The sequence below is a fragment of the Saccharothrix sp. CB00851 genome (genome assembly GCF_001905065.1).
Taxonomy (GTDB): domain Bacteria; phylum Actinomycetota; class Actinomycetes; order Mycobacteriales; family Pseudonocardiaceae; genus Actinosynnema.
On sequence record NZ_LWLC01000021.1, the window covers coordinates 73607 to 100056 of the forward strand.

The following is a 26450-nucleotide window of genomic DNA, read 5'->3' on the forward strand; positions in this document are numbered from 1 at the left end:
GCAGGGCTTCAGGTGGCGTCCAAGACGTCGCAGACCATGCGACGGCCGGTGAGGTCGGTGGCGCAGACGCCGAGGAACGCGCCGGTGAACCCCTCGACGGCGGTGCCGTTGCCGCCCGCGACGGCGGCGCGGGCGGCGTGCTCGTCGGACAGGGTGCTCGCGTCGAGGACGGGCCCGACGCGCTGCCACGGACCGTCGGGCCGGGCGGCGGAGAACCGCAGCTCGGCGTGGTCGACCTCGGCGCGCAGCCGCACCGGCCCCTCGTGCGGCCAGGGCACGACCGCGCCCGCCAACGGGTCGGTGAGCGTGCCGTGGTCGCAGGACAGCAGGGTCAGGCAGCGGCCGACCCGGTCGTCGTGGGTGAGCTGGAGCCAGTGCCACAGCGCCGAGTCGTAGTAGTGGATCAGGCCGGCCATCTGCTGGAAGTGCTCCGGCTCGGCCTCGATCGTCGCGGTGAACGTCGTGGTCATGGCCTGTTGGCGGCGGGCGATCAGGCTGACGTCGTGCCGGCTGGCCGGTGACTGGTCGGCGCGCAGCCGCACCGCGCCCGGCCGTTCGGACACCGACAGCCACGACGGGTCGGGCGCGCGGCGCACGGTCTGCCACTCCGGTCCCAGCTCGGCGAGCTTCGCCGGCGTGGGCGGCGCCGGTTGCGGGTAGTCGTCGGGCACGGTCACCGACGTGGCGGGCACTCCCCCTGCCACGCGGGGCCAGCCGTCCACCCACTCCACGCGCTGGATCGCGGTCTCCCTGCCCAGCACGCAGTGTCCCTCGCCGTCGACCGGACGGCCGACCAGGTGGGCCAGGTACCACCGGTCGTCCTCGTCGGCGACCAGGCTGCCGTGCCCCGCCTTCTGCAACTCCAGCCCGGGTTGCCCGGCGCTGGTGAGCATCGGCCCGGCCGGGTCGGCCTGGTAGGGGCCGGTCGGGGTTCGCGATCGGGCCACGGTGACGGCGTGGTTCCAGCTCGTGCCGCCCTCGGCGACGACCAGGTAGAACCAGCCGTCGCGGTGATGGAGGTGTGGGCCCTCGGTGACGCCGAGGTCGGTGCCGGTGAAGATCAGTTCCGGTTCGCCGAGCAGGGTTCGGGTGTCGCGGTCGAACTCCTGGAGCAGGATGCCCGCGAACCGCTGCCGCCCCGGCCGGTGGTCCCACTGCATCGACAGCAGCCAGGACCGCCCGTCGTGGTGGAACAGCGACGGGTCGAAGCCGCGCGAGTGCAGCGGCACCGGGTCGGACCACGGGCCGAACACCGACGGTGCCTGCGCGTGGAAGTTCGGGGTGTCGTAGAAGCCGTCGACGTTGTAGCCCAGCACGTTGGTGTAGACGAGGTGGAAAACGCCGTCCACATGCGACAGGCAGGGCGCCCACACGCCACCGGAGTCGGGGACGCCTCGCAGGTCGAGCTGCGCGTGCCGGGTCAGCGGGTGCGGCAGGCGTTCCCACGTGACGAGGTCGGTGCTGCGGTGCAGAGCCACGCCGGGGAACCACTGGAAGGTGGAGGTGGCGACCACGAACGCGCTGTCCACGCGGATGATCGACGGGTCGGGGTGGAAGCCGGGCAGCACGGGGTTGTGCGCCACGCGCAGGCCCGTGCGGGCGGTGGCGGTCACGCGACCACGCTCCCCTGGGCCAAGCCCTGCCGCCAGTGCCGTTGCAGCAGCAGGAAGCAGACCACCAGCGGCACGACCGCGAGGAACGCGCCGGTCACCACGAGGTTGAAGATGACCTGGTTGCCGACCTGCGGTTGGGTGTTCCAGTCCTGCAACCCGAGGGTGAGGGGGAACAGCTCGCGCGAGTTGAGCATGACCAGCGGCAGGAAGAAGTTGTTCCAGATCGCCACGAACTGGAACAGGAACACCGTCACCAGGATCGGCGACATGATCCGCAGCACGACCGCGCGGAACACCCGCCATTCCGACGCGCCGTCCATGCGCGCGGCCTCCAGCACCTCGTCGGGCACCGACGAAATCGCGTAGAGGCGGCACAGGTACACGCCCATCGGCGAGACCAGGCTGGGCAGCAGCACCGCCCATGGTGTGTTCTGCAACCCGACCGCGGACATCAGGAAGTACAGCGGCAACGCCAACGCGGTGACCGGCACCAGCACGGCGCCGATGATCACCCACGAGATCGCGCCCGAACCCCGGAACGAGTACTTCGCCAGGGCGTAGCCCGCCATCGCGGCCAGCGCGGTCGCGCCCAGCGCTCCCCCGCCCGCGTACAGCAGGGTGTTGGCCGTCCAGCGCAGGTAGATGCCGTCCTCGTAGGACAGGGTCTGGCGGATGTTGTCCAGCAGGGCGAAGTTCTCCGGCAGGGCGAAGCCGAACGTGGTGAACAGCTCGTCGCGGCCCTTGGTCGCCGAGATCGCCAGCCACAGCAGGGGCAGCACGAAGTAGGCCGACGCCGCGACGAGCACGACGTGCGCGGGCAGGGTCTTGAACCTGGTCATGTCAGATCACCCCGCGCCTGCGGCCCAGCCGCAGGAAGTACAGGCTGAACAGGAACGTCACCACGGCCAGCGTCACGGCGATCGCGCCCGCGTAGCCGGACTGCCCCTCGGCGAACGCCTTCTGGTAGGCGTAGACGTTCGGGGTGTAGTAGCTGGTGATCGTCGCCGACAGCGGCTTGAGGATGGCCGGCTCGTTGAAGAACTGGAACGCGCCGATCAGCGAGAACAGCAGGCTCAACCCGATCGCGGGCAGGACCATCGGCAGCTTCACCCGCACCGCGACGGCCAGCTCGCCGCACCCGTCGAGCTTGGCGGCCTCGTGCACGCTGGTCGGGATCGCCTGGAGCGCGGCCAGCACGATGATCATGTTGTAGCCGATCCACTCCCAGGCGGCGATGTTGGTCATCGACAGCAACACGGCCGTGCCGTTGAGGAAGTCGGGGCTGCTCCAGTCGAGCGCGTCGAAGGTCCGGACGATCGGGCTGAACTGCGGCTGGTAGAAGAACCCCCACAGCAGGGTCGCGATCACCGCGGGCACCGCGTAGGGCAGGAACACCAGCAGCCGGAACACCTTGCGCGCCCGCACCAGCGCCGAGTCCAGCAGCAGCGCCAGCACCGTGGCCACGACCATGATCAGCGGGATGGTCAGCACCGCGTACGCCAAGACCCGCAGCAGTCCTTCGTGGAACTTCGGGTCGGCGAGCACGTCGAGGTAGTTGGCCGCCCCGACGAACACCTCGGTGGTCTTGCCCAGCAACCCGCTGCGGCGCGGTTGGAACAGGCTCTGCCAGACCGCCACGCCGATGGGGACGAGGAAGAACGCGGTGAAGCACAGCGCGAAGGGCAGCAGGAACAGCAGTGGCGCGACGCTGCGTCGTCGGCGCCTCGGTGCGGCGGCGGTCGGCGGCCTGGTCGGCCGGTCCGCCCGCGGTGGGGCGAGCGTGGTCAAGGAGTGGCCTTTCGGGCTGGGGTTCCGCCCGGCGCCGCGGAGGACGCCGGCGACGCCGGGCGGAGGCTGGGGTGCGGCGCGTTCAGTTCCGGACGGAGAAGCCCTGCTTGCCCATGTCCTCGACGGTGCGCCGCTGGAGGGCGTCCAGCGCCTGCGACACGGTCTGCTCGCCGTTGGCGACCTTGCCGAACTCGTCGGTGAAGGCGGGGAACGCGCTGGTCATCGTCGGACCCCAGGTGAAGTTCGGGTCGACCTGCTTCGCGGCCTCGCTGAACACCTCGTAGATCTTCTGGCCGCCGTAGAACTCCTGCGGCTTGGCGAACGACGGGTCGAGCAGGCCGGACTTGTCGGCCGGGAAGATCGAGGACTTGGTGATCAGCGAGTTCAGCGACTGCTGGTCGGTGTTGAGCCACTCGACGAACTTCGCGGCCTGGTCGACGTGCTCGCTGCTGCTGGTCACCGAGATCGAGGAGCCGCCCCAGTTGCCGACCTGCGGCTTGGCCGGGTCCCACTGCGGCATGGGCGCGACGGCCCACTTGCCGGCGCTGGCCGCCATGCTCCCCTTGAGGTACGAGCCGGCCCACACGGGCGCGACCCACGAGGCGACGGTGCCGCTGGTCAGGTCCGACACCCAGCCGGTGCTGAAGTCTGGCTCGGCCTTGACCAGCTTCCGGCTGATCAGGTCCTGCCAGAGGTCGGCGACGCGCTGGGACTGCGGCGGGTTCATCGACACCGTCCACTGGTCACCTTCGGTGCCGAACCACCGCGCGCCCGCCTGCCACGCCAGGCCCGCCCACTGCCCGGCCTCGTTCGTGGCGAACGTGGCCAGGTACTTCGACGGGTCGGCGGTGTGCAGCTTCTCGGCCTGCGCGGCGTACTCGTCCCACGTCTTCGGCACGGTCAGGCCGTACTGGGAGAACACGTCGGTGCGGTAGAACAGGCCCATCGGCGCGATGTCCTGCGGGACGCCGTAGAGCTTGCCCTGCTGGTTGACCTGGTTCCAGACCCACTCCGGGAACCGTTCCTGGAGGTTGGCGCCCACCTTGCCGGTGAGGTCGGCCAGGCAGTCGCAGGCGATCATCGACGGCACGAACTGGTACTCGACCAGCGCGACGTCCGGCGCGTTCCCGGCCTTCACCGCGGCCTGGAGCTTGGCGTAGTAGTCCTGCGCCGGCACCTTCTCGGCCTTGACCTTGGTATCGGGGTTCTTGCTGTTCCAGATCTCGACCTCGGCGCTGTTGTCCAGGAAGGTCCAGAACGTCAGCTCCACCGGGCCGCCGCTCTCCTCGGCGGCGGTACCGCACGCGGCGGTGAAGGCGAGCAGCGCCGTCGCGGCGGCGACGGCGAAGCGGTGTCTGCGTTGACCCATGATCAGTTCCTCCGGCGTTGCTGTGTGCGGCGTCACGCTAGGAACAGCCGTCCGGAAACGACAAGGTTTCGACTACGAAACATTGGCAGTTTTCGGCACGAGACCGAAAAATCGCAGATCAGCAGGTACGAAAGTTCGTGCTTGACCGGAAAGTTAAGGTCGTGTGGTGACCACGGAACAGGCTGGCAAGCCCACCCTGGCGCGCATCGCCGAGCTGGCGGGCGTGTCGGTCCCGACGGTGTCGAAGGTCCTCAACGGCCACCGGGACGTGGCCGCGCGCACCCGTGAGCAGGTCGAGCGGATCGTGGCCCAGCAGGGCTACGAACGCCCGCGCAAAGCCGCGCCGAAACCACGTCGCAGCCGCGCCGCCCTGCTCGACCTGGTGATCAACGAGCTGGACAGCTCCTGGGCCACCGAGATCCTCACCGGCACTGAGGAGGTCGCCCGCGAACACGGCATGCACCTCGTGCTGACCGCCGTGCACGCCGCCCCGACACCGGGCAAGGGCTGGCTCGAATCGCTGACCACCCGCGGCACGCGCGGCGTCATCCTGGTGCTGGCCGACCTGAGCGCCCGGCAGCGCAGCGAGCTGCACCGGCTGTCGATCCCGTTCGTGATCGTGGACGCGCTGGGCCGGCAGGACCCCACCGCGCACTCGGTCGGCGCCACCAACTGGCACGGCGGCTACTCCGCCGTGCAGCACCTGATCTCCCTGGGGCACCGCCGGATCGCGGTGATCGGCGGCCCGGAGCAGATGATGTGCACGAAAGCCCGCGTCGCCGGCTACCGCGATGCCCTGGAGGTCGCCGGGATACCGCACGACCCACGCCTGGTCCGCTACGGCGACTTCCGCCACGAACAGGGCTACCGCCAGACGAAGGCGCTGCTGGACCTGCCCACGCCGCCGACCGGCATCTTCGCCGGCAGCGACCTCCAGGCCCTCGGCGCCTACCAGGCCCTGCACGAACACCACCTGCGCGTGCCCGACGACGTCAGCGTGGTCGGCTTCGACGACCTGCCCTTCGCCCCGTGGACCGCGCCACCGCTGACCACCGTCCGCCAACCGCTGCGCGACATGGGGGCCATGGCCACCCGCATGCTGATCTCCCTGATCCGCGGCGAGAAGCTCACCGCACCGCGCGCCGAACTCGCCACCAACCTCGTGGTGCGCGGCAGCACGGCTCCGACGCGGAAGAGTTGAGCGCGGGCTCAAGCACCCGAAGCGGCCCGGACGGCGACGGCGTGACGTGCCGCGACGGCGTCCTCGACCCGGTGGAACACACCGGGCCGCCCCAGCGGAGCCGGGACGGTGACCTCCACCGCCGCGGCCGGGTCGCCGTGCTCCTCCCCCGTCCACAGGTGCACCCACCGACCCGGCGGCAACAGCGCGCGGACGGTGGTCGCGCCTTCGTCGAGCACCGGGGCCACCAGGAACGACTCGCCGAAGAAGTACTGGTCGTCCGTGGTCGGCATATCCAGCAGGAACCCGTGCCTCAGCACCGGCACACCGGTGGTGCACGCGTGCTCGACAGCCGCGATCCGGTAGTCGACCAGCGCGGCGAACACCCGGGCCTGCGCGGCGAACGCGGCGGCGTGCTCGACCTGGTGCACTTGGGCGGACTCGGCAGGCCGGTTGCCCTCGTGGGTGCGCAGCACCGCGCCCCACGCCGACAGCTCGGCCCACCGCGCGAGCAGTTCCGGCGAGCGGCTGACCCCGACCACGGGCCGGTCCAAGCCGGTGTAGCCGCCGGTGTCGGAGTGGATCAGCGGGAACCCCGACGCACCGGCGGCGAGCATCCCGTGCAGCGCCGAGCGCAGCCCGTCGTGCCCGTCGAACGTGGTGGTCTGGTCACCGGCCCACAGCATCGGCGCCAGCCCCGGCGACAGCGGTCCGGCCGAGCGGTGGAACACCACCGCGTCGGGCACTCCGGCGCGTTCCCGGGCGTCCCGGTTGACCCTGGCCCACAGGTCGGGCCACCGGTTGTGCCACGCCGCCGCGTCACCGCCCGCGATCACCGCGTCGAACGGCAGCCCTTCCCCGAAGTCGGCCATCCACCCCGACGCGCCCGCGCCCGCCACCTGCCGCGCGATGACGTCGGTGAACCACTCCCGGGCGCCCGGGTCGGACAGGTCGACCAGCGCCGCCGTGAACTCGCCCTGGCCGAGCAGGTAGGCGCCCCCGTCGGGGTGGCGCACCAGGTGTCCCAGCCGCTCGGCCTCCGCGTACAGGTCGCGCCGCACCCCGGGTTTGCCCGTGACGAGGAACGGGTTGACGTAGGTCAGCACCCGCACGCCCTCGTCGGCCAGTTCGGCGACCAGGTCGTCCCAGTCCGGGTAGCGGTCGCGGTCGACCTCCCACGTCCACCACAAGCGCTCGCCGAACGACGTGGTGCGCTGCCCGACCCAGTCCTGCAACCACACAGCCGACACCGGCGCGCCCGCCGCGCGCACGACGCCGAGCTTGCGCCGCACCTCCGCGCTGCCGCCTTGCAGCCCGACAATCGCTCCCTCCAGCGCCCACCGCGGCGGCACCGGCGGCCTGCCGGTGTCCCCGGTGCGCGCCGACACCACCTCGGCCGCACCCGTCCCGCTGTAGACCGTCACCTCGACGCGTTCCGACCACGCCGTCACGTCCAGCCGGGCGTCGTCCCGGGCGTCCCAGGTGGTGTAGTCCGTGGTCTCCGACCCGATCGCACGACCCTGACCGACCAGCGCGAACGGCACCGGCGCGTAGGCGGCGAACCGGTCCCCGCCGGCGCCCTGAGTCGCCTCGGCCAGCCAGGTCAGCGGCTGCCCTCCGCGCCCGATGCCCTGCTCGCGGGTCACTACCGGCACGAACCGCCCGGAGTGGTCGAACGGCGCGCACTGCACGCCAAGACCGCGCACGCCCTCTCCCGACCTGTCGAACCGCAGCACGACCGCGTCCGCGCCGGGGAAGTCCACCTCGACCGCCAGCCGCTCCGCGTCGACCGCGCGCAGCCGCACGGCGCCGTGCAGCGAACGCGTCCGGACCACCACGACCCCGGTGACCACGACCTCGTTCCCCGCCGCCTCTACCCGCGTGACGGTGAAGTCCGCGGACATCGCCACCACCGACTGATCAGGGGTGAAGTGCCCGACCCGCTCCTGCCACTCCACCCCGCCTACCAATGCGGTGACCGGCGCGTGCGGCACGTCCCACACCACGACACCGCCGGGCGAGGTGACCTGCCACTGCCGGGGACCGATCCGCAGCCGATACCCGCCGACCACCTGGTCGAGCGCGGAGCCTCGCAGGGGGCCGGGTGCGGGCAGCGGGCGGGGCGGCGCGTAGCGGTCGCCGATCGACCATCCCCACCCCAGCCCGCCGGCGACCACGGCTACCGCACCGGCGGTCAGGAGAACCCGCCGGGAAATCTTGCGCGCATCCGACACCGGTGCAGTGTTACATACCACGTATCAACGTCACACGCCTGAGCCGACCGCGCTCACGACCGCTCGCCTCAGGCTCATCCACCAGGCAGGCCGGTCGTCGCCCGTCACGTCGTCCGCCACGCCGTCGTCCTGCTGGCGCGGTGGTCAATCCTTGAGCGGATCGTGTCCCCAGTTCATCAGCGAGTAGCGCCACCTCGTGTGCTCGACATCCCCGTCCGGGCGCTGGGCGAGGTGCCGGTGGACGTACCCGACGACCTTGCGCATGTGCGCGTGGTCGTCCTCGGTCAACTCGCCCTTCTTGGTCCGCAGCAACTTCACGATTTGCCTGCCGGACTCGTGCCCGACCGACTCACCACCGTCGGACTGCCCGACCGACTTCGACTCGTCGGTCTTGAGCCACCGCTCCAACTCCGCCGCCGTCATGTTCACGGCCTCGTCGAACCCGCCGCTCACGAGTCGTCCTCCAGCGCGGTCGGCTTGTGCACCGCGTCCTTGCCGCTCTTGTCGCTGCGCACCCGGTACTGCGGATCGTCCTCCGACGCCCGCACCTGCCTGCCGGCCGCCTCGGTGTCCTCCGTGATCTCCTCGACCACCTCGCCGTGCACCGTCTGCCCGTGACTGGACCAGGTGACCTCGTCACCCTTGCGGAACTCCTTCTCACCCATGACCGAAGTCTGTGCCGCGACACCGGGCCCCGCATGACGGTCACGTGCCGACCAAGCGCGGGACGCGTCGTTCTCACCCGATCGGGTGACGACGGTCACCGGTCGCGCTTCGTGCCGGTCTTCGAAACACGGCCCGATCACGCGCCGCGGGCCAGCGCGGCGCGTGGTCACTCCCGGTGTCCCTCGGCCGCGCGCTGATTCCGCAGGTGTTCCCGTTCCGCGTCGCCGCCGGGTTCCTGGTCGAGTCCTTTGTGGATCATGTCCATCTTCTCGTCCGGCAGGTGCGGCGCCAGCAGCGGCACCGCGGGGTCCACCATGGCCTCCACGACCACGGGCCGGTCGGCGTCGAACGCCGCGCGCCACGCCTTGGCCACCTGATCAGGCGAGTCGATGCGAAGGCCGCGCAGTCCGAGCAGTTCGGCGTAGGCGGCGTAGGGGAACTCGGGCACGCGTTGCGAGGTCGGGAACCTGGGGTCGCCCTCCATCTCGCGCTGCTCCCAGGTCACTTCGTTGAGGTCGCGGTTGTGCAGCACCAGCACCACGAACCGCGGGTCGGCCCAGGTGCGCCACCGGTCGGCGACCGTGATCAGCTCCGACAGCCCGTTCATCTGCATCGCGCCGTCACCCACCAGAGCGACGACGGGCCGGTCGGGCGTGCAGCTCGGCCGCCAACCCATACGGCATGGCACAGCCCATGGACGCCAGGTAGCTGGAGGTGTGGGCCGGCGCGCCGACCGGCAGGGCCAGGTGGCGGGCGTACCAGTAGGTGGCCGAGCCCACGTCCACCGCGACCTGCACGTCCAACGGCAGGACGCCCGACAGCTCGTGCACCACCAACTCCGGGTTCAGCGGATCGGCGGACGCATGGGCGCGTTGCCCGGCCACCGCACGCCATTTGGCAACACAGGCGAACACCCGCTGCTCCCACCCGCGATCGGGGTTGCGCGCCAGCAGCGGCAGCAGCATCCGCAGCGTCTCGCCGGCATCGCCGACCAGAGCCGCCTCCACCGGGTACTTGCTGCCCACGACACGGGCTTCGATGTCGACCTGGACCGCGCGGGCCTGGCCGGGCTTCGGGTAGAACTCGGTCCACGGGTCATTGCTGCCCACGATCAGCAGCGTGTCGCACTCCGCCATCAGCTCGGCGGAGGCGGTGGTGCCCAGATGACCCATGACGCCGGTGTGCCACGGCGCGTCCTCCGGGATGACCGGCTTGCCCACCAACGACGCGGTGACGCCCGCACCCAGCGCCTCGACGACCCGGGCGACCTCCCGCTCGGCGCCGGCCTGCGCCCGGCGTTGAGCACTTCGGCCGCGCGCCGCAGGTCGTCCTCGCGCGGGATGACGCGTGGCCGGGCGGTGACCGCCGAGGACGGCACGACACCGTGGGTGTGCGGCAGGTCGTCCACGGCGTCGGCGCGCTGCACGTCGTGCGGCACGATCAGGCACGTGGGAACCCGTTGGGAAAGGGCGGTGCGCATGGCGTTGTCCAGCAGTACCGGCAACTGCTCCGGCGTGGACACCGTCTGCAGGTACTGCCCGCAGACGTCCTTGAACAGCGAGTGCAGGTCGACTTCCTGCAGGTAGCCCGTGCCCAGCGCGATCGTCACGACCTGGCCCACGATCGCCACCACCGGGCGGCGGTCCAGCTTGGCGTCGTACAGGCCGTTGAGCAGGTGGATCGCGCCCGGCCCCTGGGTCGCCAGGCACACACCCACCTCACCGGTGTACTTGGCGTGCCCGCAGGCCATGAACGCGGCCATCTCCTCGTGCCGGGTCGGCACGAACTCCGGGTCGCCGCCCGCACGGTGCAGGGCGGCCAGGATCGGGTCGATGCCGTCGCCCGCGTACCCGAACACCCTCGGCACGTTCCACGTGCGCAAACGCCCGACCAGCGCGTCCGCGACCGTGCCGCTCATGCGACGTCCAGGACGGTCTTGAGCCAGCCCTCTTCGCGACGGTCGAACGTCTTGTACGCCTCGATCGCGTTGACCGGCTGTTCGTGCTGGGTGATGAACGCGGTGGGGTCGACCGTGCCGCCGACCACGAGGTCGAGCAGTTCGGGCAGGTAACGGCGGTGGTCGCAGTTGCCCATCTTCACGGTGAGATTCTTGTTCATCGCCTCGCCGATCGGGAAGCGGTCGAAGCCCGGCGGGTAGACGCCGATGATGCCGACACTCCCCGCCTTGGCCACCACCTCCACGGCCCACCGCAGCGCCTGGCTGGGCGCGTCGCCGGGCACCCACTGGTCGCCGCTCGGGTTCGCCGCAGGTGCGGCTTGGCGCCTTTCCTGCTCGAACTGCTCCGCTCTCTGCCCGGCTTGCTCGGCGGCGGGGCCAGTCTTCGGACGTTGGGCGTCCACACCGACGGCTTCGATGACGCGGTCCACGCCGATGCCGCCGGTCAACTCCTTCACCAGCGCCACCGGGTCCTCGCGGTTGAAGTCGACCGTCTCGGCGTTCTGCTCGCGCGCCTTGTCCAGCCGCGAGGCGTCGCCGTCGACGACGAACACTCGTCCCGCGCCCTGCCTCTTGGCCGAGGCGATGGCGAACTGGCCCACCACCCCGGCGCCCAGCACCAGCACGCTGTCCCCGCGGCCGACCTCGGCCAGCCGCGCGCCGAACCACGCCGTGGGGAAGATGTCGGACAGCAGGATCGCTTGGTCGTCGGTCACCGCGTCCGGGATGCGCACCAGGGTCGTCATCGCGAACGGCACCCGCGCGTACTCCGCCTGCAACCCGTCCACCGGTCCCGTCGACTCCGGCCCGCCGAAGAACGACGTGCCCGCCGACGGCCCGTTCGGGTTCGCGGTGTCGCACTGCGCGTAGTAGCCGGCCCGGCAGTACGAACACGTGCCGCACCCGATCGTGGAAGTCACCACCACCCTGTCACCCGGGGTGAACCCGCGCACCGCCGGACCGACCTCCTCCACCACCCCCGCCGCCTCGTGCCCGAGGATCGTGCCCTCGACCATGCCGGGCATCGTGCCGCGCACCAGATGCAGGTCGGTGCCGCAGATCGCGCTGCGCGTGATGCGCACGATCGCGTCACTCGGTTCCAGGATCTTCGGGTCGGGCACGTCGTCCAGGCGGATGTCACCGGTCCCGTGCCACACCACAGCCTTCACCGGGTCGCCTCCTCATCGCGGGTTCCGCCGCCGAGTTCCCGCGACAACACCCCCGAAACACCGCCATCGCCTGTGCGGTAGGCGCGGGACGGTCCCCCGATCGCCTGCGAGTTCCAGTACGTCCCCCATCTGTCTGTCCGCCTCCTGACCGCGGAACAGGCCCTACACCGCCGGCTGCACCACTTCGGACCACCCACCGCGGCGCGATACCAACTCGCCATCGACGTGGCTCACACCGCTGGGGCACCCTCGTCCCGCCTCCGGTCCGGCGGCGCGTCTCTATCATCACAGCGGACCCTCATCGGACGTTCGACCCCGCCCCGCCCGTTTACCTCCCACGACGTGCGCAACCACCGCACAACCGAGCACCACGACGCTCCAGAAGATCAACGAGAACGTCGCGGCGATCACTCCCAGGATCAACAGCAAGGCACCGAGTGCGCACAGCGCCAGGACCGCAGCGGTCCGCGTTCCGATGGCCGGTCTCATCGTTCCGTCGCGCACCATAGCGGCGAATGCCGGGTCGGTTGCGGTCAGTTGCTGCTCGATCTCGGCGAGCCGACGTTCCTCGTCACGGCTGAGCATCGCGACTCCAACGATCCGGCGATGACTTCGTCCTCTGTTGCCCGGAGTACCCGCCGCACGTGCCGGGAAAACAGAGCACAGCCACACGACAACGGCACGGACGTGCTCGTCCGGATACGCCAGCTGCGAATGGTGGTGCGGCAGGCAGCGTCAGTCGGTGGCTGTCAAGGCCTGCCAGGTGAGCAGTGCGGCGTTGTGGGCGTTGTGGTCGAAGGTGATCGTCGGCAGACCGGTGGGGTGTTCAGCCGGGGCGTTGCCGAGGTGGACGACCAGCGCGGTGGCCAGGTGGCGGAGTTTGACGTTGAAGTGCTGACTCGCGTTGCGCAGGGTCTTCCAAGCGGTGTCGGCGTCGCAGCGAGAGACCGCCATCACCGCTCCCTTGGCCTGCTCGATCACCGCACGGGACTGCAGCATGTGCAACACCTGCTCGGGACCTTCGACGGTCGAGGCGTGCACCACCGCGAGCGCTGCAGCGATGAGCTGCTCGTAGCGGCGCAGCACCGCCAGCACACGGTCATCGGGTGCGTCGGTCAGGCAGCACGCGAGCACGGCCACGCCTCCGCCATCCCACCCGGTCCCGATCGCGGCCATGCCGGTGACGCGCTGCCACAGTGCCGCCAACGCCGGTTCGCGCAGCGTCATCGCCTGCCGGGTCAGCTCGGGCCATCGAGGGTCGTGCCACACGTCGGGAGTGATGATCGGCTCGTCGCCCGGCACCACGTCGGGCACCGGGCCGCCCAAAACCTCGACCTGGGCGTCGATCAGCTCGGCGCCCTGACCGAAGGTGGCCAGCCGCTCCAGTCCCGTACCGGCGGGGGAATCGGTGTGGCCGGCGCTGATCGTCAGGCAGACCGGCTCAGAGTCTCCCAGGTCCGCCCGGACTCGGAGCAAGATGGTCTCCAGCAGTGCGACCAGTGGTTTCCAGTCCGCTGACACTGCCCCATGATCGACCACGCTCAAAGACTCCCAACCACTCGAAACAACCTCTGAGGCCGCCTGCGGTCACGCCCCACCGGACCGGGCGGACACTCACGGGCAGCAGGGCCGGCCGGCCGGTGCCGAACATCACAGTACCGACTTCTTCCGGTGCCAGCCTGAACCCAGGCTTGGGCGTTCGACGTGACCTGCCCGGTGACGCCGACCCACGACGAGATCCGCCTCACCACCGCGGCACGCGAGCACCCCGGCCCTCGCTGTCGGGGCCCGTTCCGGCCGAAGTCAACGTTGCCGCGGTCGTCAGGACGCTCACCTCCGAGAGGCGGCTGATCGAGGCGCTATCGGCGTTCACCGCGACGACCGGGTACGGCTGCGGTGGTGTGCGCGGTGGACGAGCGGTCGCGTTCCGACGAGCGGTACGGACCTCGGCTGGAACCGCGTCGTCACCGATACGTGTCGATTATTCGCCGTAACGCGCGCAACGCCTCCCACCACTGCTGCATCGGCGGGCTGCAACCCTCGTCGGGGTCGAATTCCAGGTCTGCGACTTCTTCGAGATCTCCGCGTAGGTGGTCGAGAGCGGCTTCGTCGAGCTGGCGGTCGAGTTCTTCGCTGATCGAGAGCAATCGATGGGAGGACCGATAATACTCCAATTGCCTGTCGTCAAGTCGCCGGACGGCATAGCCTCCGCATTTGCTGCACCAGTCGGTCTCCCCCAGTTTCGCCAGGTCGGCGACGGTGAACAGATCGTAGCCCTTGTCGAGTCCGGAGCGCGGACGGGCGTGACCGCAGTACAGGGAATGTCCCTTGCCGTAATCGACGTGTGCGTTGGTGGTGTAGAACTGCGCCTGGGCGAGGACGAATAGGGGCAGCCCGAGTCCCGACGTGCGGCGGTGCCCTTGCTCCTGGGGCGAGGTGAACGGCGTGAGGTCGAGCCGCTCGGCGGCCAACAGCGCCCGCCACACCGGCCACCGCGGGGATCGTCCGTCGGGTGTGCTGATCATGCGCAGGTCGGGTGCGCATCGGGCGATGGCCAGTGTCCGCAGAAGGGTCTCGACGTCCCGCGTGCCCCGATCGGCGAAGCGGACGAGCTCGTGTTCACCGGCCCGGGCGCCGAGCAGGTCGAATCGCTCATCCGCGGACCTGGACGTCACTTCCCGCCGCCACGGCTCGATCATCGCAGCGGGTAGGTTGTCGGCTCCGACCAGGACCACCCCTCGCCACTCGCTATCGGCACGTGCGGCGATCGCGTCGAGGTAGACGACCTCCACGCCGGTTTGCGTGTGGACGAGGTAGAGCTGATCGCCGGCTTCCGTCGCGTCCAGCGCCTTCGCCTCGTTCGGGCCGACGAGCCGGCGATCGGCCACCGGACCGTCGTCCAGCAGCCCCAACCCCAGACCATCCTCCGCTCGGTTCCCGGAACTCAGCTCGGCAAGGGTGTCGGCGGGGGCGCTGTCCGGCCGATCGACCTGTTGACAGCTCAGGACGTGGTCGTCGAGCAGTACGCGGCCGACTGCGTCGGGAACCCGGAGCACCACGGCACGGGACCGCCAATCGACGGTGACGCGGTGCACCGCGAGCACTGCCAGATGCCATCGCGGCAGCAGGTCGACCGGCTCGCGCCCGCTGCGGCCGTGGTCATCGAAGGTCGGCAGCGTAGCGGTCACCCACCGCTCCGGCGAGGTAGTCGACTCATCGCCTGCGGCGCGGCTGCGGCGGACCATCCACGTACCAGGTCGCGCAGGGCCTTGTCGGCTTCGGGACGTCCCCTTCTCCTGTTGCCCATGGCGGCGGCGAGAACGCTGTGCACGGGGTGGGTGTGCGACTCCAGCCGTGTCCACCCGGTCGAGGCCGAGTGCTGCCACCGGCGCCACAGCTCGTCCAGCGCACGACGGACGTCTCCCAAGACCGAGAACTCGCCACGATCGACGGGGAGGTCGGGTTTCGGCAAGTGGGCCACCGCGGCGGCGTCGACGAGGTTCCGCGGGACGATCATGCCCGCGAACTCCCGACGGAGCTCGCCGGCGTATTCGACCTTGAGGTCGACGCGGGGCCTGGCCCACTCGGCCAGCCACGGGTAGCGCGCCAAAGTCTGGTGCACCGCGTACAGGCTATCCCCCGCGCGAAACCATCACGGAAGCAACAGCTTGTCCCTGACGAAGTGCGCAGCTTCATACGCCTCCCACGCGGCCGTGTCATCGTCATCGTCGGGCCACTCACCCAGTCTCAACAACTCCGTTGCCCGCTGCACCTCATATCCGTCGAGCTCGTCGTCCAGGTAACCGGGCGTGAAGCTCGACAACTGGCGGAGCAGTCCGGCGCCGGTGAGGGCATCCAGGAAGGCCCTCAGCGATGTGCTCGGCCGGGTCCACATCGGCGACTGCGCACACGAGCGACACATTCGGGCCACTGAGGCAGCGTTCAGCGGGACGGTCACCTCTCCGGCGTTCTTCCCCCGAAGGGAGGAGCACCGCGGGTCGACGTGGAGCCGCGACTTGCTTCGCAAGTGTCCCGAAGGCACGGATAGGTGCCCCTTCGAACGGCCCGAACGGGATGTCACCGGTGAGTTCGGACAAGGCCGTGCTCCCTTCTCGGACGAGATCTGCGGTGACCCTGCCTCGCCATGCCGACCCAACGGCCTTGAACGCTCTCTCATACACACGAACGGGTTAACGGGGAAGTGCGACAGGCGTGCCCACCCCAGCCGGGTCGCTCCTTCCGCCAGCGAATACCGTTGCGCGACCACAGCAGTTGACACGCATGGAGCATGACGAAAGGCTAGGAGATGACCGGTCCTGATCCGGACCTGATGGGCGTCTGGTGCCGGCAAGACCTGATCAAGGTGTTGGTCGACGGGTGCGAGGTCGAGCAAGAACAAGCCGACGCGGTCGCGGACGACGTGCTCGCCAGGGCCACGGCCTTCTCGTCCCTCTCCGACCGCACCCGCGACGTGCTGATGACGCCGTTCGTGGAAGAGGTGTTCGACTACGAGCCGCGTGACGCGAGCATGGAGATCATCGCCGCCACCACCGTAGTTGTGCGCAACAGCAGCCTGGAGGACCTGCACGCGTCCGGACCGGTCGGCGACAGCGCGCTCCGTGTGATCACCACCAGAGCGGCGGGCCCGCTGTCACACCTGATCGCCGCTGGCAGGCGCAGCCCGGTCCAACCCACCGGGCACGACCCGTTCACGGGCTTGGACGCTCGATACCCGAGGGCATGGGCGTGTCTGGAGGCCCTGGCCGGCATCGTTACCGGTGACGGCGGTCGCGCCGACTATCGCTGTCCTACCACCAACCGTCCGCCTCTTCCCGGCCAGGAAGAGGAAGTGGATGTGCGACTCTCCCAGCAGATCGACGGCGCCGTGCTGCTCAGCGGCACGGATCCGCGTTTCGACCAGAACATCATGGCGCTGCTGCGCCGAGCCGTCGAGCAGCCAACGATCGTGTTCGTGCCATCCCTGAGCCGCTTCTCCCGTGACACGGCCAAGCAGCTGCGCGTGCTGGAAATCCTGCTGGCCCACGGCAGCACCGTGCTCACCACCAACCACATGCTGCGCGGCACGGACGTCTGGTCACGTAGCGGACCTCGCGTCAAACCTGACGCCAACGAGGCACTCGACCGTCTGGGGCAGATGGAGGGGCTGCGCGGCGCACACCGCAGAACGGTTCAGCAGTACCTCCGTCTGATGGCCGACTCCGCGTGACAATTTGCCTGCGAGCTGTCCGACCGGCGCTTCGGCTGCCACAACTCCACCGACCCAACCAGGCCCTTGACGTGCGCGGTTCCTACTGCGAGGGCCACGGCACAACCTGGAGGTGAGGGTCAACGGCCCGGACGAGGATCTGATCAGCGACGGCGGCACGAGCCGTACCCCTCCTACCGGGCGATGGCGATCGCCAACGGATGGCTGCCGACGACCCTGGGGTGGCGCAGTGCCGCGACGACGAAGAGTCGGACCGGAGGATGCCCGACGGCTTCAGCAAGCCGGAGGCGGCACTGCCGATGACCGGCGCCCGCCGGATGTGTTCAACCGCCGCCCTGATCAAGGGCTCGATCGTTGGGCAGCTTCCAACAGCACCTGGCGGTGGCTCGCGTGTTGAGGTTGCTGCACGCCGAGGGAAAGAGCCGAGGAAGCTGTGCCGGCGGTCGCCGAGGCCACCACCGCCCAACTCGTGTCCGGCCGCTTCCATCGCTGGTACCTCGCCGACCTGGACCGGTCAGCCGTCCACCGGGATCGTTGACCGGACGGCGTACACCTTCCATCGACCGACACCAGCGGCACAACCCGACCAACTTGTGTAGCCGCTGCCGAGCCGTGCCCGGATCGACCGACAGCCACTGGTTTCCGGCGGTATGCGACGTCCACCGGGTGGTGAAGCCGCCGTCGAAAGCCGTGCCCGGCTCCACACCGGAGGAGTTCTCCGGAACCGTCTGCGGTACTCCGGACTGACTTGCTGTGGAGGACGGCCGAGTCGGTCGACCACGCGGTGACACGGGTGACCAGGCGGTCGACCTGCGAACCGTTGGACGTTCAGCGGTTCAGCCGGGCAGGTAGCATCTCGTCCCATGTCCCGACTCCTGCCGCCGTGCCGCCCGTGGGCTTTCGGCGGTCAGTCCGGCGGCGGGAGCAGCACCCTGGACGAGACGTCGCATTGGCCGGGCTTCACGGGTCATTCGGACTGGCCCGATCGTCTAGGATTGATCATCACCCCGGAAGCCCGGAAGCCCGGAAGCCCGGAAGCCCGGAAGCCCGGAAGCCCGGAAGCCCGGAAGCCCGGAAGCCCGGAAGCCCGGACACGCGAGTCGAATAATCTCGTCGGGCGGTCCTGGTGGCGCCTGATCTGCCTGTTCGAGTGCCGGTCGGGCCCGAAGCGCGTCGGTGGTCCACGGTCGGTTTCCGACGCACCGTGCTGGCCGTCACCCGGACGGTGACCACGACGACGCGGTTGCTCGACGTGTTGGACCTGGTACGCGAGGACGCCAGGATCCAGGTGGTCTTCACGGTGGAGCCGGGCTCGGCGTTCACCGACGGTGTGGTCGACTTCGTGCGCTCCTTCGGTGGTCGGTTGGTGCCGTGGGACCAGGTCCTCGGCATGAGTTTCGACCTGGTGATCGCGGCGAGCGAGGCCGGTGACCTGCACCTGCTGGACGCGCCCGTCGTAGTGCTCCCCCACGGTGCGGGGCACAACAAGTACATCAAGACGGAGCCCGGCGCACCGCGGTCCGTGTCGGGTTTCCGGGCCGACCAGTTGGTCCGCGACGGGCGCGTGGTTCCCATCGCGATCGTGCTGTCACACGAAGAGCAATTGAACCAGCTTGCCCTGAGCTGCCCGCCGGCGTTGCCGCGCGCCGTGGTGGCCGGGGACGTGTGCCTGGACCGGTTGTCGGCCAGCCGTTCCCACCGGTCCCGCTACCGACGAGCACTGGGCTTGCACGACCGCCAGCGCTTGGTCGTGGTCAACTCGACCTGGGGCGCACGGTCGGTATTCGCGCAGCACCTCCGGTTGCCTGCCCGGATGTTGGCCGAGCTGCCTGCGGACGAGTACCGGGTCGCGTTGGTCCTGCACCCCAGCGTGTGGTTCGGGCACAGCCCTTACCAGGTGCGCGGCTGGTTGGCCTCGGCGATCGGGGCGGGTCTGTTGCTGGTGCCGCCGCACGAGGGGTGGCGCGCCACGCTCGTCGCGGCGGACGTGCTGGTCTCCGACCACGGTTCGCTGAGTCTTTACGGCGCCGCGTTGGGTGTGCCGTTGATGCTCGGGGCGTTCGACGACGAGGAGGTCGTGCCGACCTCGCCGATGGCGGAGTTGGCCGACCACGCGCCGCGTCTCCGCCCCGACGCAGACCTCCGAACCCAAATCGAAACCGCGATCGCAGACCACGACCCGACGATCCACGACCCGATCACCCGCCGTGCGTTCGCCCTGCGCGATCAGGCCACCCGGGTGCTGCGTACGTTGCTCTACGACACGATGTCGTTGGCCCAGGACGACGCCGAGTTCGACGCCCGTCCGGTGGGCGACCCCGAACCCGAAGTCCGGCCGGTCACGGCTCACCGCGTGGTCACCACGGTCTCGCACGACTCGACGGTGGCGGTGGAGCGCTTCCCCGCTACCCTTCCGGAACCCTCCTGGCCGTCCCACAACGCCGAGCACGATCAACACTTGGCGGTCGAGCACGACAGCTTCGACACGGCGCTGCTGGACAGCGCCGCCGTCTTGCTGGCGTCCGTCCGGCCGCACGACGCGGTCGGCTGGGGTCGGTCCGCGCTGGCTGCCCACCCGGGCGCCCGCGTCGCCGCGACCGCGGACAGCCTGGTAGTTCGTGGGAATGGAGGCCGACTGCACCTGTTCGACCTCGACCGCACAGCCGTCGAGCCGTCGATCGCGGCTTCCGCCGTGTACGCGTTGTCCGCCGCCGACCGGCTCACCCCCGCCCAAGACCGTCTGACGGTTCGCCTGGGCTCCCGCACCCACGAGGTGCGGTTCCGGTTCCGCGACAGCTACCCCGGATAACCGGCGATCCGCTCCCGCACACGCTCGACCAATGGGCTGCCGGCACGCTCGTAGATGTCCAAGGCTGCTGCCAAGTGCTCGCGCGCCCGGTCATCATCGACGTCGGCCAGCTGTTCGAGGGCTTGCGCGACGAAGAACCACGCGCCGGCCTCACGCAGCAGCCGTAACGCCTGCGTGAGCTGCTCACGTGCTTGATCGTCCAGTCCCCGGTCTCGCTGCACGGCCGCCAGGCTCATCCTGATCCGACCCACGTTGCGCCGGTCGTCCAACCGCCCCATCGACTCCAGCGCCTCCTGGAGTTGGTCGTGCGCCGCCTCCAGGTCACCACTGCGGTGCAGCGCCTGCCCGAGGAAGTGGCGCTGCAACGCCACGCCCCGGTCCCGCCCGATGCCCTGGTTCAGCGCGAGCGAACGCGTGTAGTGCTCGATCGCGCGGTCGTAGGCGCCGCGGTCGAGGTGCAGGCGACCCGTGAACTCCTCCACCGACGCCAGCACCCGCACGTCCCCACCGGCCGCGGCCGCCGACGCCGCCGCGAGCAACTCCACCTCGGCCAGCTCGAACCGCCGCAGTTCGATGAAGGCACGGGCGAGCTGGCTGCGCATCCGCGCCTCCACCCGGGGATCGCCGACGGCCACCGCGGCTGCCACACCGCGCTCGTGCGTCGCCACCCAGTCCCGGTAGTGCTTGCGGTTGAGGAACAGCGGCCACAACGCCTCGCACAACCGCCACACCTCGTCCGCCCAACCGCGTTGTACCGCCGCCTCGATCGCACCGCACAGATTCGGCAGCTCGTGGTCCAACCAGTCCAGCGCCGCAGCCTTCGACGTGAAGTCGCCGGCGATGCGCACGACCTCGTCATCCGCGTCCGACAACCGCAGGCGATCACCCATCGACGCCAGATCCGCAGCTTGGGCGCGCGCCAAGTAGTGGTGCACCAAGCGGCGCAGCGACGTGTCGCGCTCTGACCGGGTCAGCTCCACATCGGCCTTGGACGTCGAGTGGGCCGCCACGAACGCGCTCATGCGCACGCGGTCGTCTGAGGCCCACTCGACCAGGTTCGCGCCCTCCAGCACCTCGAGCAGGTGCTCCGCCGACGCACTGCCGAGCAACGCCTTCGCCGCTCCCACCGACAACTCCGGCCCCGGATGCACACCCAGCAGCCGGTACAACCGCGCCGCCTCCGGGGGCAGGTCGTCATACGCCCCGTCGAACACCGCCCTCACCACCGGTCCCGACTCACCCACCAGCAGATCGAACCGGTCGACCGCGCCGGCCAACTCCGACACGACCCTGCCCAACGTGAGGGCCGGGCGCCTGCGCAAACGGGCGGCCACCACCGTCAACGCGATCGGGAGCCCGCCGCACAACGCGACGAGCTCACGTGCGAGCCCGGGTTCGGCATCAAGCCGCGCCCGACCGCAGTACTCGGCCAGTAGCGCCACGCCGTCATCCACGGCCAGCGGCTCCACCCGCAGGCGCACGGCACCGTGCTGGTCCAACTCGTCCAACGCCCGGTGCGACGTGACCGCGACCGCCACGCCAGGCGCATCGGGCAACCAGGACAGCACCTGCGCCGACGTCGACACGTGATCGACCAGGATCAACAACCGCCTGTCGCGCAGCAACGAGCGCAACATCGCCTCGCGGTCGCCCGGCCCGGTCGGAATCCACTCCTGCGCGACACCGAGCGACCGGAGGAAGCCCTCGACCACCTCGCCGACCTGCACGCCGCTGCCCCGACCGTGCAACCGCAGGTCGGCGTACAACTGACCGTCCGGGTAGAACTCGCGGACCTCCGCCGCCCAGCGGCGCCCGAGAGCACTCTTGCCCACCCCAGGCCCACCGGTTACCACGACCAACAGGGGACGACTTGCCTCGCGTGCGCCGAGCAACTCTCCGATCTCCTCCGCCCGATCCACGAAGACCGCGGGGACGGGCGGGCACTGCCACGGCAGACCACCGGGGAAGGCGTTGCCGACCCGGAAGTTCACCTGATCGACCGAACCCACCTGGACCAGGTTGCCCGCCACGGTCCCGGCGGCACTGTTGGCCACCTGGCCAGGCCGTTCCGCCACGACAACCCCCAAGGCACGACGATCGCACAGAGTGATCAGCAGAATACGGCAACGCTCGAAGCCAAGCGCCTCCTACGTCGAGGTTGCCCTCGGTGCTGCCACGTCAGGCCTCAGCGGGCTCGATCAGTATCGGGGTTGTTCGCCGCGACGGCGACAGGGTCAGCACTAGCTATGATCGACGGTGTGCGCGGACCGCAACGCTTTCGAGGTGTCAGCGTCGAAGGTGGTTGCCGCACTGTCGTGCTCACCCGATCGAACCGTCCACGATCCGGTGATGTGTATGCGCCACGAGACGACCATGGACGGGCGGGAGCCGGTGCTGGCCTAGGATCGACGCTGAGCCGGGAGCCGGGAGCCGGGAGCCGGGAGCCGGGAGCCGGGAGCCGGGAGCCGGGAGCCGGGAGCCGGGAGCCGGGAGCCGGTTGACGTGTCGGGCTGGTGCGGTCCATGCGCGGTGATCGGGTCGTGGAGCCGTCGGAGGCGGCGCGGTGGGGCACGTTGCGGCCCAGGTCGACGGTGCTCGCGGTGGCCAGGACGCTCACCTCGGCGATACGGCTGCTGGAAGCACTCCCGGTGTTCGCCGGCGACGACCGCGTCCGGGTGGCGTTCACGGTCGACGAGCGATCACGCAACTCGGACGGCGTGGCGGAGCTGATCCGCGCTCTGCCGGCCCCGATCGTGCCCTGGAACCGGGTCGCCGACTTCGACTGCGACCTCGTGATCGCGGCCAGTGAGAAGCTCGACCTGCGGACCCGCAAGCCGGTGCCGATGCTGGTCATCCCGCACGGCATCGGCTTCCACAAGCACGTGCCCGACGTCGACAGCACCGGCACCAGAGTGTCCGGCCTGGTGGACCCCGCGGTGCTGCGAGGTGGACAGCTCCGGATGCTCATCACCCACCCCTCCCACCGGCGCCAGTTGGCCGAATTGGCCCCGGCGACGGCGGGACGGACGGTCCTGGGTGGGGACACGAGCTTCGACCTGCTCACCACGAGCGCCCCACAGCGGGCGCGCTACCGCGCGGCACTCGGCATGCACGACCACCAGCGCCTGGTCCTCGTCTCGTCCACCTGGGGCGGGCAGTCGTTGCTGGGCACCGATCCCGGCCTGCTCACAGCGCTCGTGCGCCAGCTGCCGGTGGACGACTACCGGGTGGCGCTCGTCGCCCACCCCAACGTGTGGACCTGGGAAGGTGGCTGGGAGCTGCGCCGCGTGATCGACCACGCGCTGCGCGGCGGTCTGCTCCTCCTCGAACCGGCCAAGGGCTGGCACGCCGCGATGGTCGCGTCCGACCTCGTGGTCGGCGACCACGGATCGTTGAGCTTGTACGCCGCGACGACGGGAGTGCCGCTGCGGCTCGCGGCGTTCGGCGACGAGGTCGTCACGGACACGGTGATGGCGGACCTCGGGCGCAAAGCCACCCGGTTGGACCGCCACCGGGACCTGCGCGCACAAGTCGAGCAGGCGACCGGAGACCAGCATGCGGCGCTCGTGCCCGCCGACGCCGTGTTCGCCGCCCCGGGACAAGCGCTGCGGCTGCTGCGCACCTGGTGCTACGACGCCTTGGGCCTGCCCGAACCGTCCTGGGCGCAGGAGTCGCCGATCGCCGCCGACCCCGCACAGGCGTTGCCGGAACTGCACAGCCTGCATGTTGTGGGCTCGGTCGTGGACGACACGGTCGTGCTGCGCCGACATCCGTTCGCCGCGACACCGCACGTCACGTCCTCCGAAGTGCGGCACGTCAGCGTGGACGACCGGGAACGGGACGTCCGACGCTTCGCCGACGCCGCGACGATCGTCCGTGCGGCTGGGCCGTTCGAGGAGGCGTCCCGCTGGCTCGGCGAGACCCTCGATGCATTCCCCGGCTGCCGGATGGCCGGACACGCCACCCCGACCGGGTGCGAGGTCCGCCTCCGGGACGGCCGTGCCGTTGCGCTGACGGCTCCCGGGCCGCTGGGGGACAGCGCGCTGCTGACCTCGGCGCTCTACACCCTCCTCGTCCACGCCGGGGAGCTGCCGGCGTCGTTCGAGCTGCTCGCCGGCGGACGCGCGGGCCGTGTCACCGTGTCACAGGCTTGATCAGTCACCCAGTCGGGACCGCAGGTCCGACACATCGGCGCCGGCGGCCTCCCGAAGTGCCACCGCCCGCACCAGGTGCGTCCGCGCCGGCTCGGGTCGCCCCAGCGCTTCCAGCACGTCCGCGAGCACGACCAGCGCCTGGGACTCGTAGTGCGCCGCGCCGGACTGGCGGAACAGCGCGACCGCGGTCTCCAGGTCCACCAGCGCGGCGGCGAAGTCGCCGACGTCCCGGCGCAGGGCGCCCAAGCTGATCAGCGCCCGCGCAGCCATCCTGGCGTCGCCCAACGACTCGAACTCTGCGTGGGCGTGGGACAGGGCCGTCAACGCCTCGTCGTGCTCGCCGGTCGCGTGCAGCGAGCCGCCCATGAAGTAGGTGGCAAGGGCGGCGCCGCGGCGTTCACCGATCTCGAAGTTGACCGCGAGGGCCGTGCGGTACGCCGCGATCGCCGCCGCCGGGTCGACCTGGTCGAGGTACCGCCCGGTGAACTCCCACACCGACGCCACCAGCACGGGGTTGTCGCACCGGGCGGCGAGGTCCCGCGCGAGCGCCAGCTCGTCCCCCGCGCGGTCCAGGCTCCCGAGGTCGGTGTAGGCGCGCGAGACCATGCTGCGCAGCCGCGCCTCGGCGGCCGGGTCGCCGACTCGCCGGGCGGCTTGGGCGCCGATATCCGCCGATTCGGTCCAGTCCGCGAGGTAGCGGCGGTTGAGGTACAGAGCCGTGAGCGCCTCGGCCATCCGCCAGGCCACGTCGTCCTGACCGTGCAGGGCCGCCGACCGCACCATACCCAGCAGGTTCGCGCGTTCGGCCATCAGCCAGTCCAACGCCTGGCGCCGATCGCCGAACGGTGCGGGGGTCGACGGCGGCACCGCGTCGATCCGCAACCGCTCACCCATGACGGCGCGATCGGCGTGGCGCAGCCGTTCCAGGTAGTGGCCGAGAACCCTCACCAGCAGCAAGTCCGCGTCCTCCGGCGCCTCCTCCTCGACGGCGCGGTCGCGCGCGTGCAGCGCGACCAGGCCGTGGAAGGCGTACCGGTCCGGTCCGATCTCGTCGAGCAGGTGCGCACGCACCAGCGCGTCCACTGCTTCGTCGGCACGAGCGGCGACGAGGTCGATCACGTCACGCGGGATCTCGCGCAGTGCGAGCAGGCCGAGCCGCCGGTACAGGGCGGCGGCAGCCGGGTCGAGGTTGCGGTAGGAGTTGTCGAACACGGCGGACACGACACGCTCCCCTCCCAGGGCAAGCCCTTCGAGCCGGCCCGCTTCGTCGGCGAGCTGCTCGACCAGGGCCGCCGGCGTGAGGTACGGCCTGCCGAGCAACCGGCCCGCGGCGACCCTCAACGCGACCGGTAACCCTTCGCACAGCCGCACCAGCGCTTCCGCGCTCGTCGGATCGGCGTCGAGCCGCCCGTCCGGGCACAACGCGGCCAGCACGCGGACGGCATCCGCGAGTTCGAGGGGGCGCAGCGCGACGGCGGTCGCGCCGTCCAGCGCCAACTCGACCAGCCGCTCGTTGCTCGTCGCCACGACCACCGAGCCCGCCGACCGGGTCACGAACGGCTGCACGTGAGCGGGTTCGGTGACGTCGTCCAACACCACCAGCCGGCGACCGGCCGCCATCTTGGTCCTGAACAACGCCGTCCGCCCCGCCAAGGTCGGCGGAATGTGCTCCTCCAGCACCCCGAGCGACCGCAAGCACTCGGCCAGGGCGTCACCTACGGCCGTGCCGCCCGGCGTCCGCAGGGCCGCGAAGTCGACGTACATCCGGCCATCGGGGAAGCGCTCGGTCCTGCCCGCCGCCCAGGTGTTGACCAACGCGCTCTTGCCTACCCCCGCCAAGCCCGTGACCACCGCCAGCCCGGACGGACGCTCACCGGCAGCAGCGAGCATGTTGTCCAACGCCTCGAACTCACGAACCCGGTTCACGAACACCGCGACCGGCGGCGGCAACTGGTCCGGCACCTCGACCGACGGCGCCGGGTGGTGGTTGATCACCACGCCACCGTTGATGGACCCCGCCTGCACCACCGACCCGGTGACGTCCACGACCGAGTTGCCGACACCGGGCTCCTGCCGCGGCCGACTCGATTCCGGCTGCCCCATCTACGCCCCGCACATCCGCCGTCGTGATCAAAGAACCACGCTACGCCATGCGACGGTCCCCGCAACGGCCATCCACGCACCACCTGCGTGACTTTTCACCCGTTAGACCCACACGTCGTCGCTCTTCCTCGCAGCGGGCGCACTGCAACCACCCAGTGCCGCGCCGACGGCCAACCTGAGA

At 70.3% G+C, this 26450-nt stretch carries 22 protein-coding genes; 4 read left to right on the plus strand and 18 right to left on the minus strand.

Translation table 11 applies throughout. The features are described from left to right. Positions 1 to 8 precede the first annotated feature (8 nt). From A6A25_RS20875 to A6A25_RS20890, 4 genes are all read right to left on the minus strand, one after another. A complete protein-coding gene (locus A6A25_RS20875) occupies positions 9 to 1613 on the minus strand; it encodes a glycoside hydrolase family 43 protein (protein ID WP_073892461.1) in 1605 nt (534 codons plus the stop codon). After that, positions 1610 to 2452, minus strand: a complete 843-nt coding sequence (locus tag A6A25_RS20880; RefSeq protein ID WP_073892462.1) for a carbohydrate ABC transporter permease — start codon at positions 2450 to 2452, stop codon at positions 1610 to 1612. Before A6A25_RS20880 ends, A6A25_RS20875 begins: the two co-directional genes overlap by 4 nt. A gap of 1 nt (position 2453) precedes the next feature. After that, a complete protein-coding gene (locus tag A6A25_RS20885) occupies positions 2454 to 3401 on the minus strand; it encodes a carbohydrate ABC transporter permease (RefSeq protein WP_073892464.1) in 948 nt (315 codons plus the stop codon). An 82-nt stretch (positions 3402 to 3483) separates the two neighbouring features. Next, the gene (locus A6A25_RS20890) at positions 3484 to 4770 is read right to left on the minus strand and encodes an ABC transporter substrate-binding protein (protein ID WP_073892466.1); all 1287 of its coding nucleotides are present in this window, start codon (positions 4768 to 4770) and stop codon (positions 3484 to 3486) included. Between the two features lie 166 nt (positions 4771 to 4936). Here A6A25_RS20890 and A6A25_RS20895 point away from each other — a divergent pair, with 166 nt between their 5' ends. Beyond that, positions 4937 to 5971, plus strand: a complete 1035-nt coding sequence (locus tag A6A25_RS20895; protein ID WP_241828821.1) for a LacI family DNA-binding transcriptional regulator — start codon at positions 4937 to 4939, stop codon at positions 5969 to 5971. Positions 5972 to 5979: 8 nt separating this feature from the next. On the opposite strand, the gene A6A25_RS20900 is transcribed toward A6A25_RS20895, so the two are convergent. From A6A25_RS20900 to A6A25_RS20945, 12 genes are all read right to left on the minus strand, one after another. Beyond that, positions 5980 to 8184 carry an alpha-glucosidase gene (locus A6A25_RS20900; RefSeq protein WP_158073775.1) on the minus strand — a complete coding sequence of 735 codons (2205 nt, stop codon included), beginning with the start codon at positions 8182 to 8184 and terminating at the stop codon, positions 5980 to 5982. A gap of 144 nt (positions 8185 to 8328) precedes the next feature. Continuing rightward, a complete protein-coding gene (locus A6A25_RS20905; RefSeq protein ID WP_073892470.1) occupies positions 8329 to 8637 on the minus strand; it encodes a DUF3140 domain-containing protein in 309 nt (102 codons plus the stop codon). Beyond that, a complete protein-coding gene (locus tag A6A25_RS20910) occupies positions 8634 to 8849 on the minus strand; it encodes a DUF2945 domain-containing protein (protein WP_073892472.1) in 216 nt (71 codons plus the stop codon). Before A6A25_RS20910 ends, A6A25_RS20905 begins: the two co-directional genes overlap by 4 nt. 167 nt (positions 8850 to 9016) lie before the next feature. Next, positions 9017 to 9526, minus strand: coding sequence for a thiamine pyrophosphate-dependent enzyme (locus A6A25_RS44825; protein ID WP_198932794.1), 510 nt, complete (start codon positions 9524 to 9526; stop codon positions 9017 to 9019). Then, positions 9471 to 10097: a hypothetical protein gene (locus A6A25_RS44830; protein ID WP_241828829.1), complete on the minus strand. Its 627-nt coding sequence runs from the start codon at positions 10095 to 10097 to the stop codon at positions 9471 to 9473. Before A6A25_RS44830 ends, A6A25_RS44825 begins: the two co-directional genes overlap by 56 nt. Further along, on the minus strand, positions 9986 to 10768 hold the full coding sequence (locus A6A25_RS45620) for a thiamine pyrophosphate-binding protein (RefSeq protein ID WP_241828822.1): 783 nt from the start codon (positions 10766 to 10768) through the stop codon (positions 9986 to 9988). The genes A6A25_RS44830 and A6A25_RS45620 overlap by 112 nt, the downstream gene beginning before the upstream one ends. After that, positions 10765 to 11976, minus strand: a complete 1212-nt coding sequence (locus A6A25_RS20920) for a zinc-dependent alcohol dehydrogenase (protein ID WP_073892474.1) — start codon at positions 11974 to 11976, stop codon at positions 10765 to 10767. The genes A6A25_RS45620 and A6A25_RS20920 overlap by 4 nt, the downstream gene beginning before the upstream one ends. A 285-nt stretch (positions 11977 to 12261) precedes the next feature. Continuing rightward, positions 12262 to 12561 carry a DUF3040 domain-containing protein gene (locus A6A25_RS20925; protein ID WP_073892475.1) on the minus strand — a complete coding sequence of 100 codons (300 nt, stop codon included), beginning with the start codon at positions 12559 to 12561 and terminating at the stop codon, positions 12262 to 12264. Between the two features lie 150 nt (positions 12562 to 12711). After that, positions 12712 to 13515, minus strand: a complete 804-nt coding sequence (locus A6A25_RS20930; RefSeq protein ID WP_073892477.1) for an ANTAR domain-containing protein — start codon at positions 13513 to 13515, stop codon at positions 12712 to 12714. Positions 13516 to 13940: 425 nt separating this feature from the next. Further along, complete coding sequence (locus tag A6A25_RS20935) at positions 13941 to 15164, minus strand: hypothetical protein (protein ID WP_073892479.1); 1224 nt, start codon at positions 15162 to 15164, stop codon at positions 13941 to 13943. Further along, positions 15161 to 15598: a hypothetical protein gene (locus A6A25_RS20940; protein ID WP_073892481.1), complete on the minus strand. Its 438-nt coding sequence runs from the start codon at positions 15596 to 15598 to the stop codon at positions 15161 to 15163. The genes A6A25_RS20935 and A6A25_RS20940 overlap by 4 nt, the downstream gene beginning before the upstream one ends. A gap of 30 nt (positions 15599 to 15628) precedes the next feature. Next, complete coding sequence (locus A6A25_RS20945; RefSeq protein ID WP_143193309.1) at positions 15629 to 15934, minus strand: hypothetical protein; 306 nt, start codon at positions 15932 to 15934, stop codon at positions 15629 to 15631. 348 nt (positions 15935 to 16282) lie between these two features. Here A6A25_RS20945 and A6A25_RS20950 point away from each other — a divergent pair, with 348 nt between their 5' ends. Continuing rightward, complete coding sequence (locus A6A25_RS20950; RefSeq protein WP_073892484.1) at positions 16283 to 17203, plus strand: hypothetical protein; 921 nt, start codon at positions 16283 to 16285, stop codon at positions 17201 to 17203. 1204 nt (positions 17204 to 18407) lie between these two features. Next, a complete protein-coding gene (locus tag A6A25_RS20955) occupies positions 18408 to 20012 on the plus strand; it encodes a hypothetical protein (RefSeq protein WP_158073776.1) in 1605 nt (534 codons plus the stop codon). Here A6A25_RS20955 and A6A25_RS20960 read toward each other — a convergent pair. Next, on the minus strand, positions 20000 to 22099 hold the full coding sequence (locus A6A25_RS20960; RefSeq protein ID WP_083668518.1) for a tetratricopeptide repeat protein: 2100 nt from the start codon (positions 22097 to 22099) through the stop codon (positions 20000 to 20002). The genes A6A25_RS20955 and A6A25_RS20960 overlap by 13 nt on opposite strands. A gap of 435 nt (positions 22100 to 22534) precedes the next feature. Here A6A25_RS20960 and A6A25_RS20965 point away from each other — a divergent pair, with 435 nt between their 5' ends. Further along, positions 22535 to 24166: a hypothetical protein gene (locus A6A25_RS20965; RefSeq protein WP_143193313.1), complete on the plus strand. Its 1632-nt coding sequence runs from the start codon at positions 22535 to 22537 to the stop codon at positions 24164 to 24166. On the opposite strand, the gene A6A25_RS20970 is transcribed toward A6A25_RS20965, so the two are convergent. Beyond that, a complete protein-coding gene (locus A6A25_RS20970) occupies positions 24167 to 26269 on the minus strand; it encodes a tetratricopeptide repeat protein (protein ID WP_083668519.1) in 2103 nt (700 codons plus the stop codon). Between the last annotated feature and the right edge of the window lie 181 nt (positions 26270 to 26450).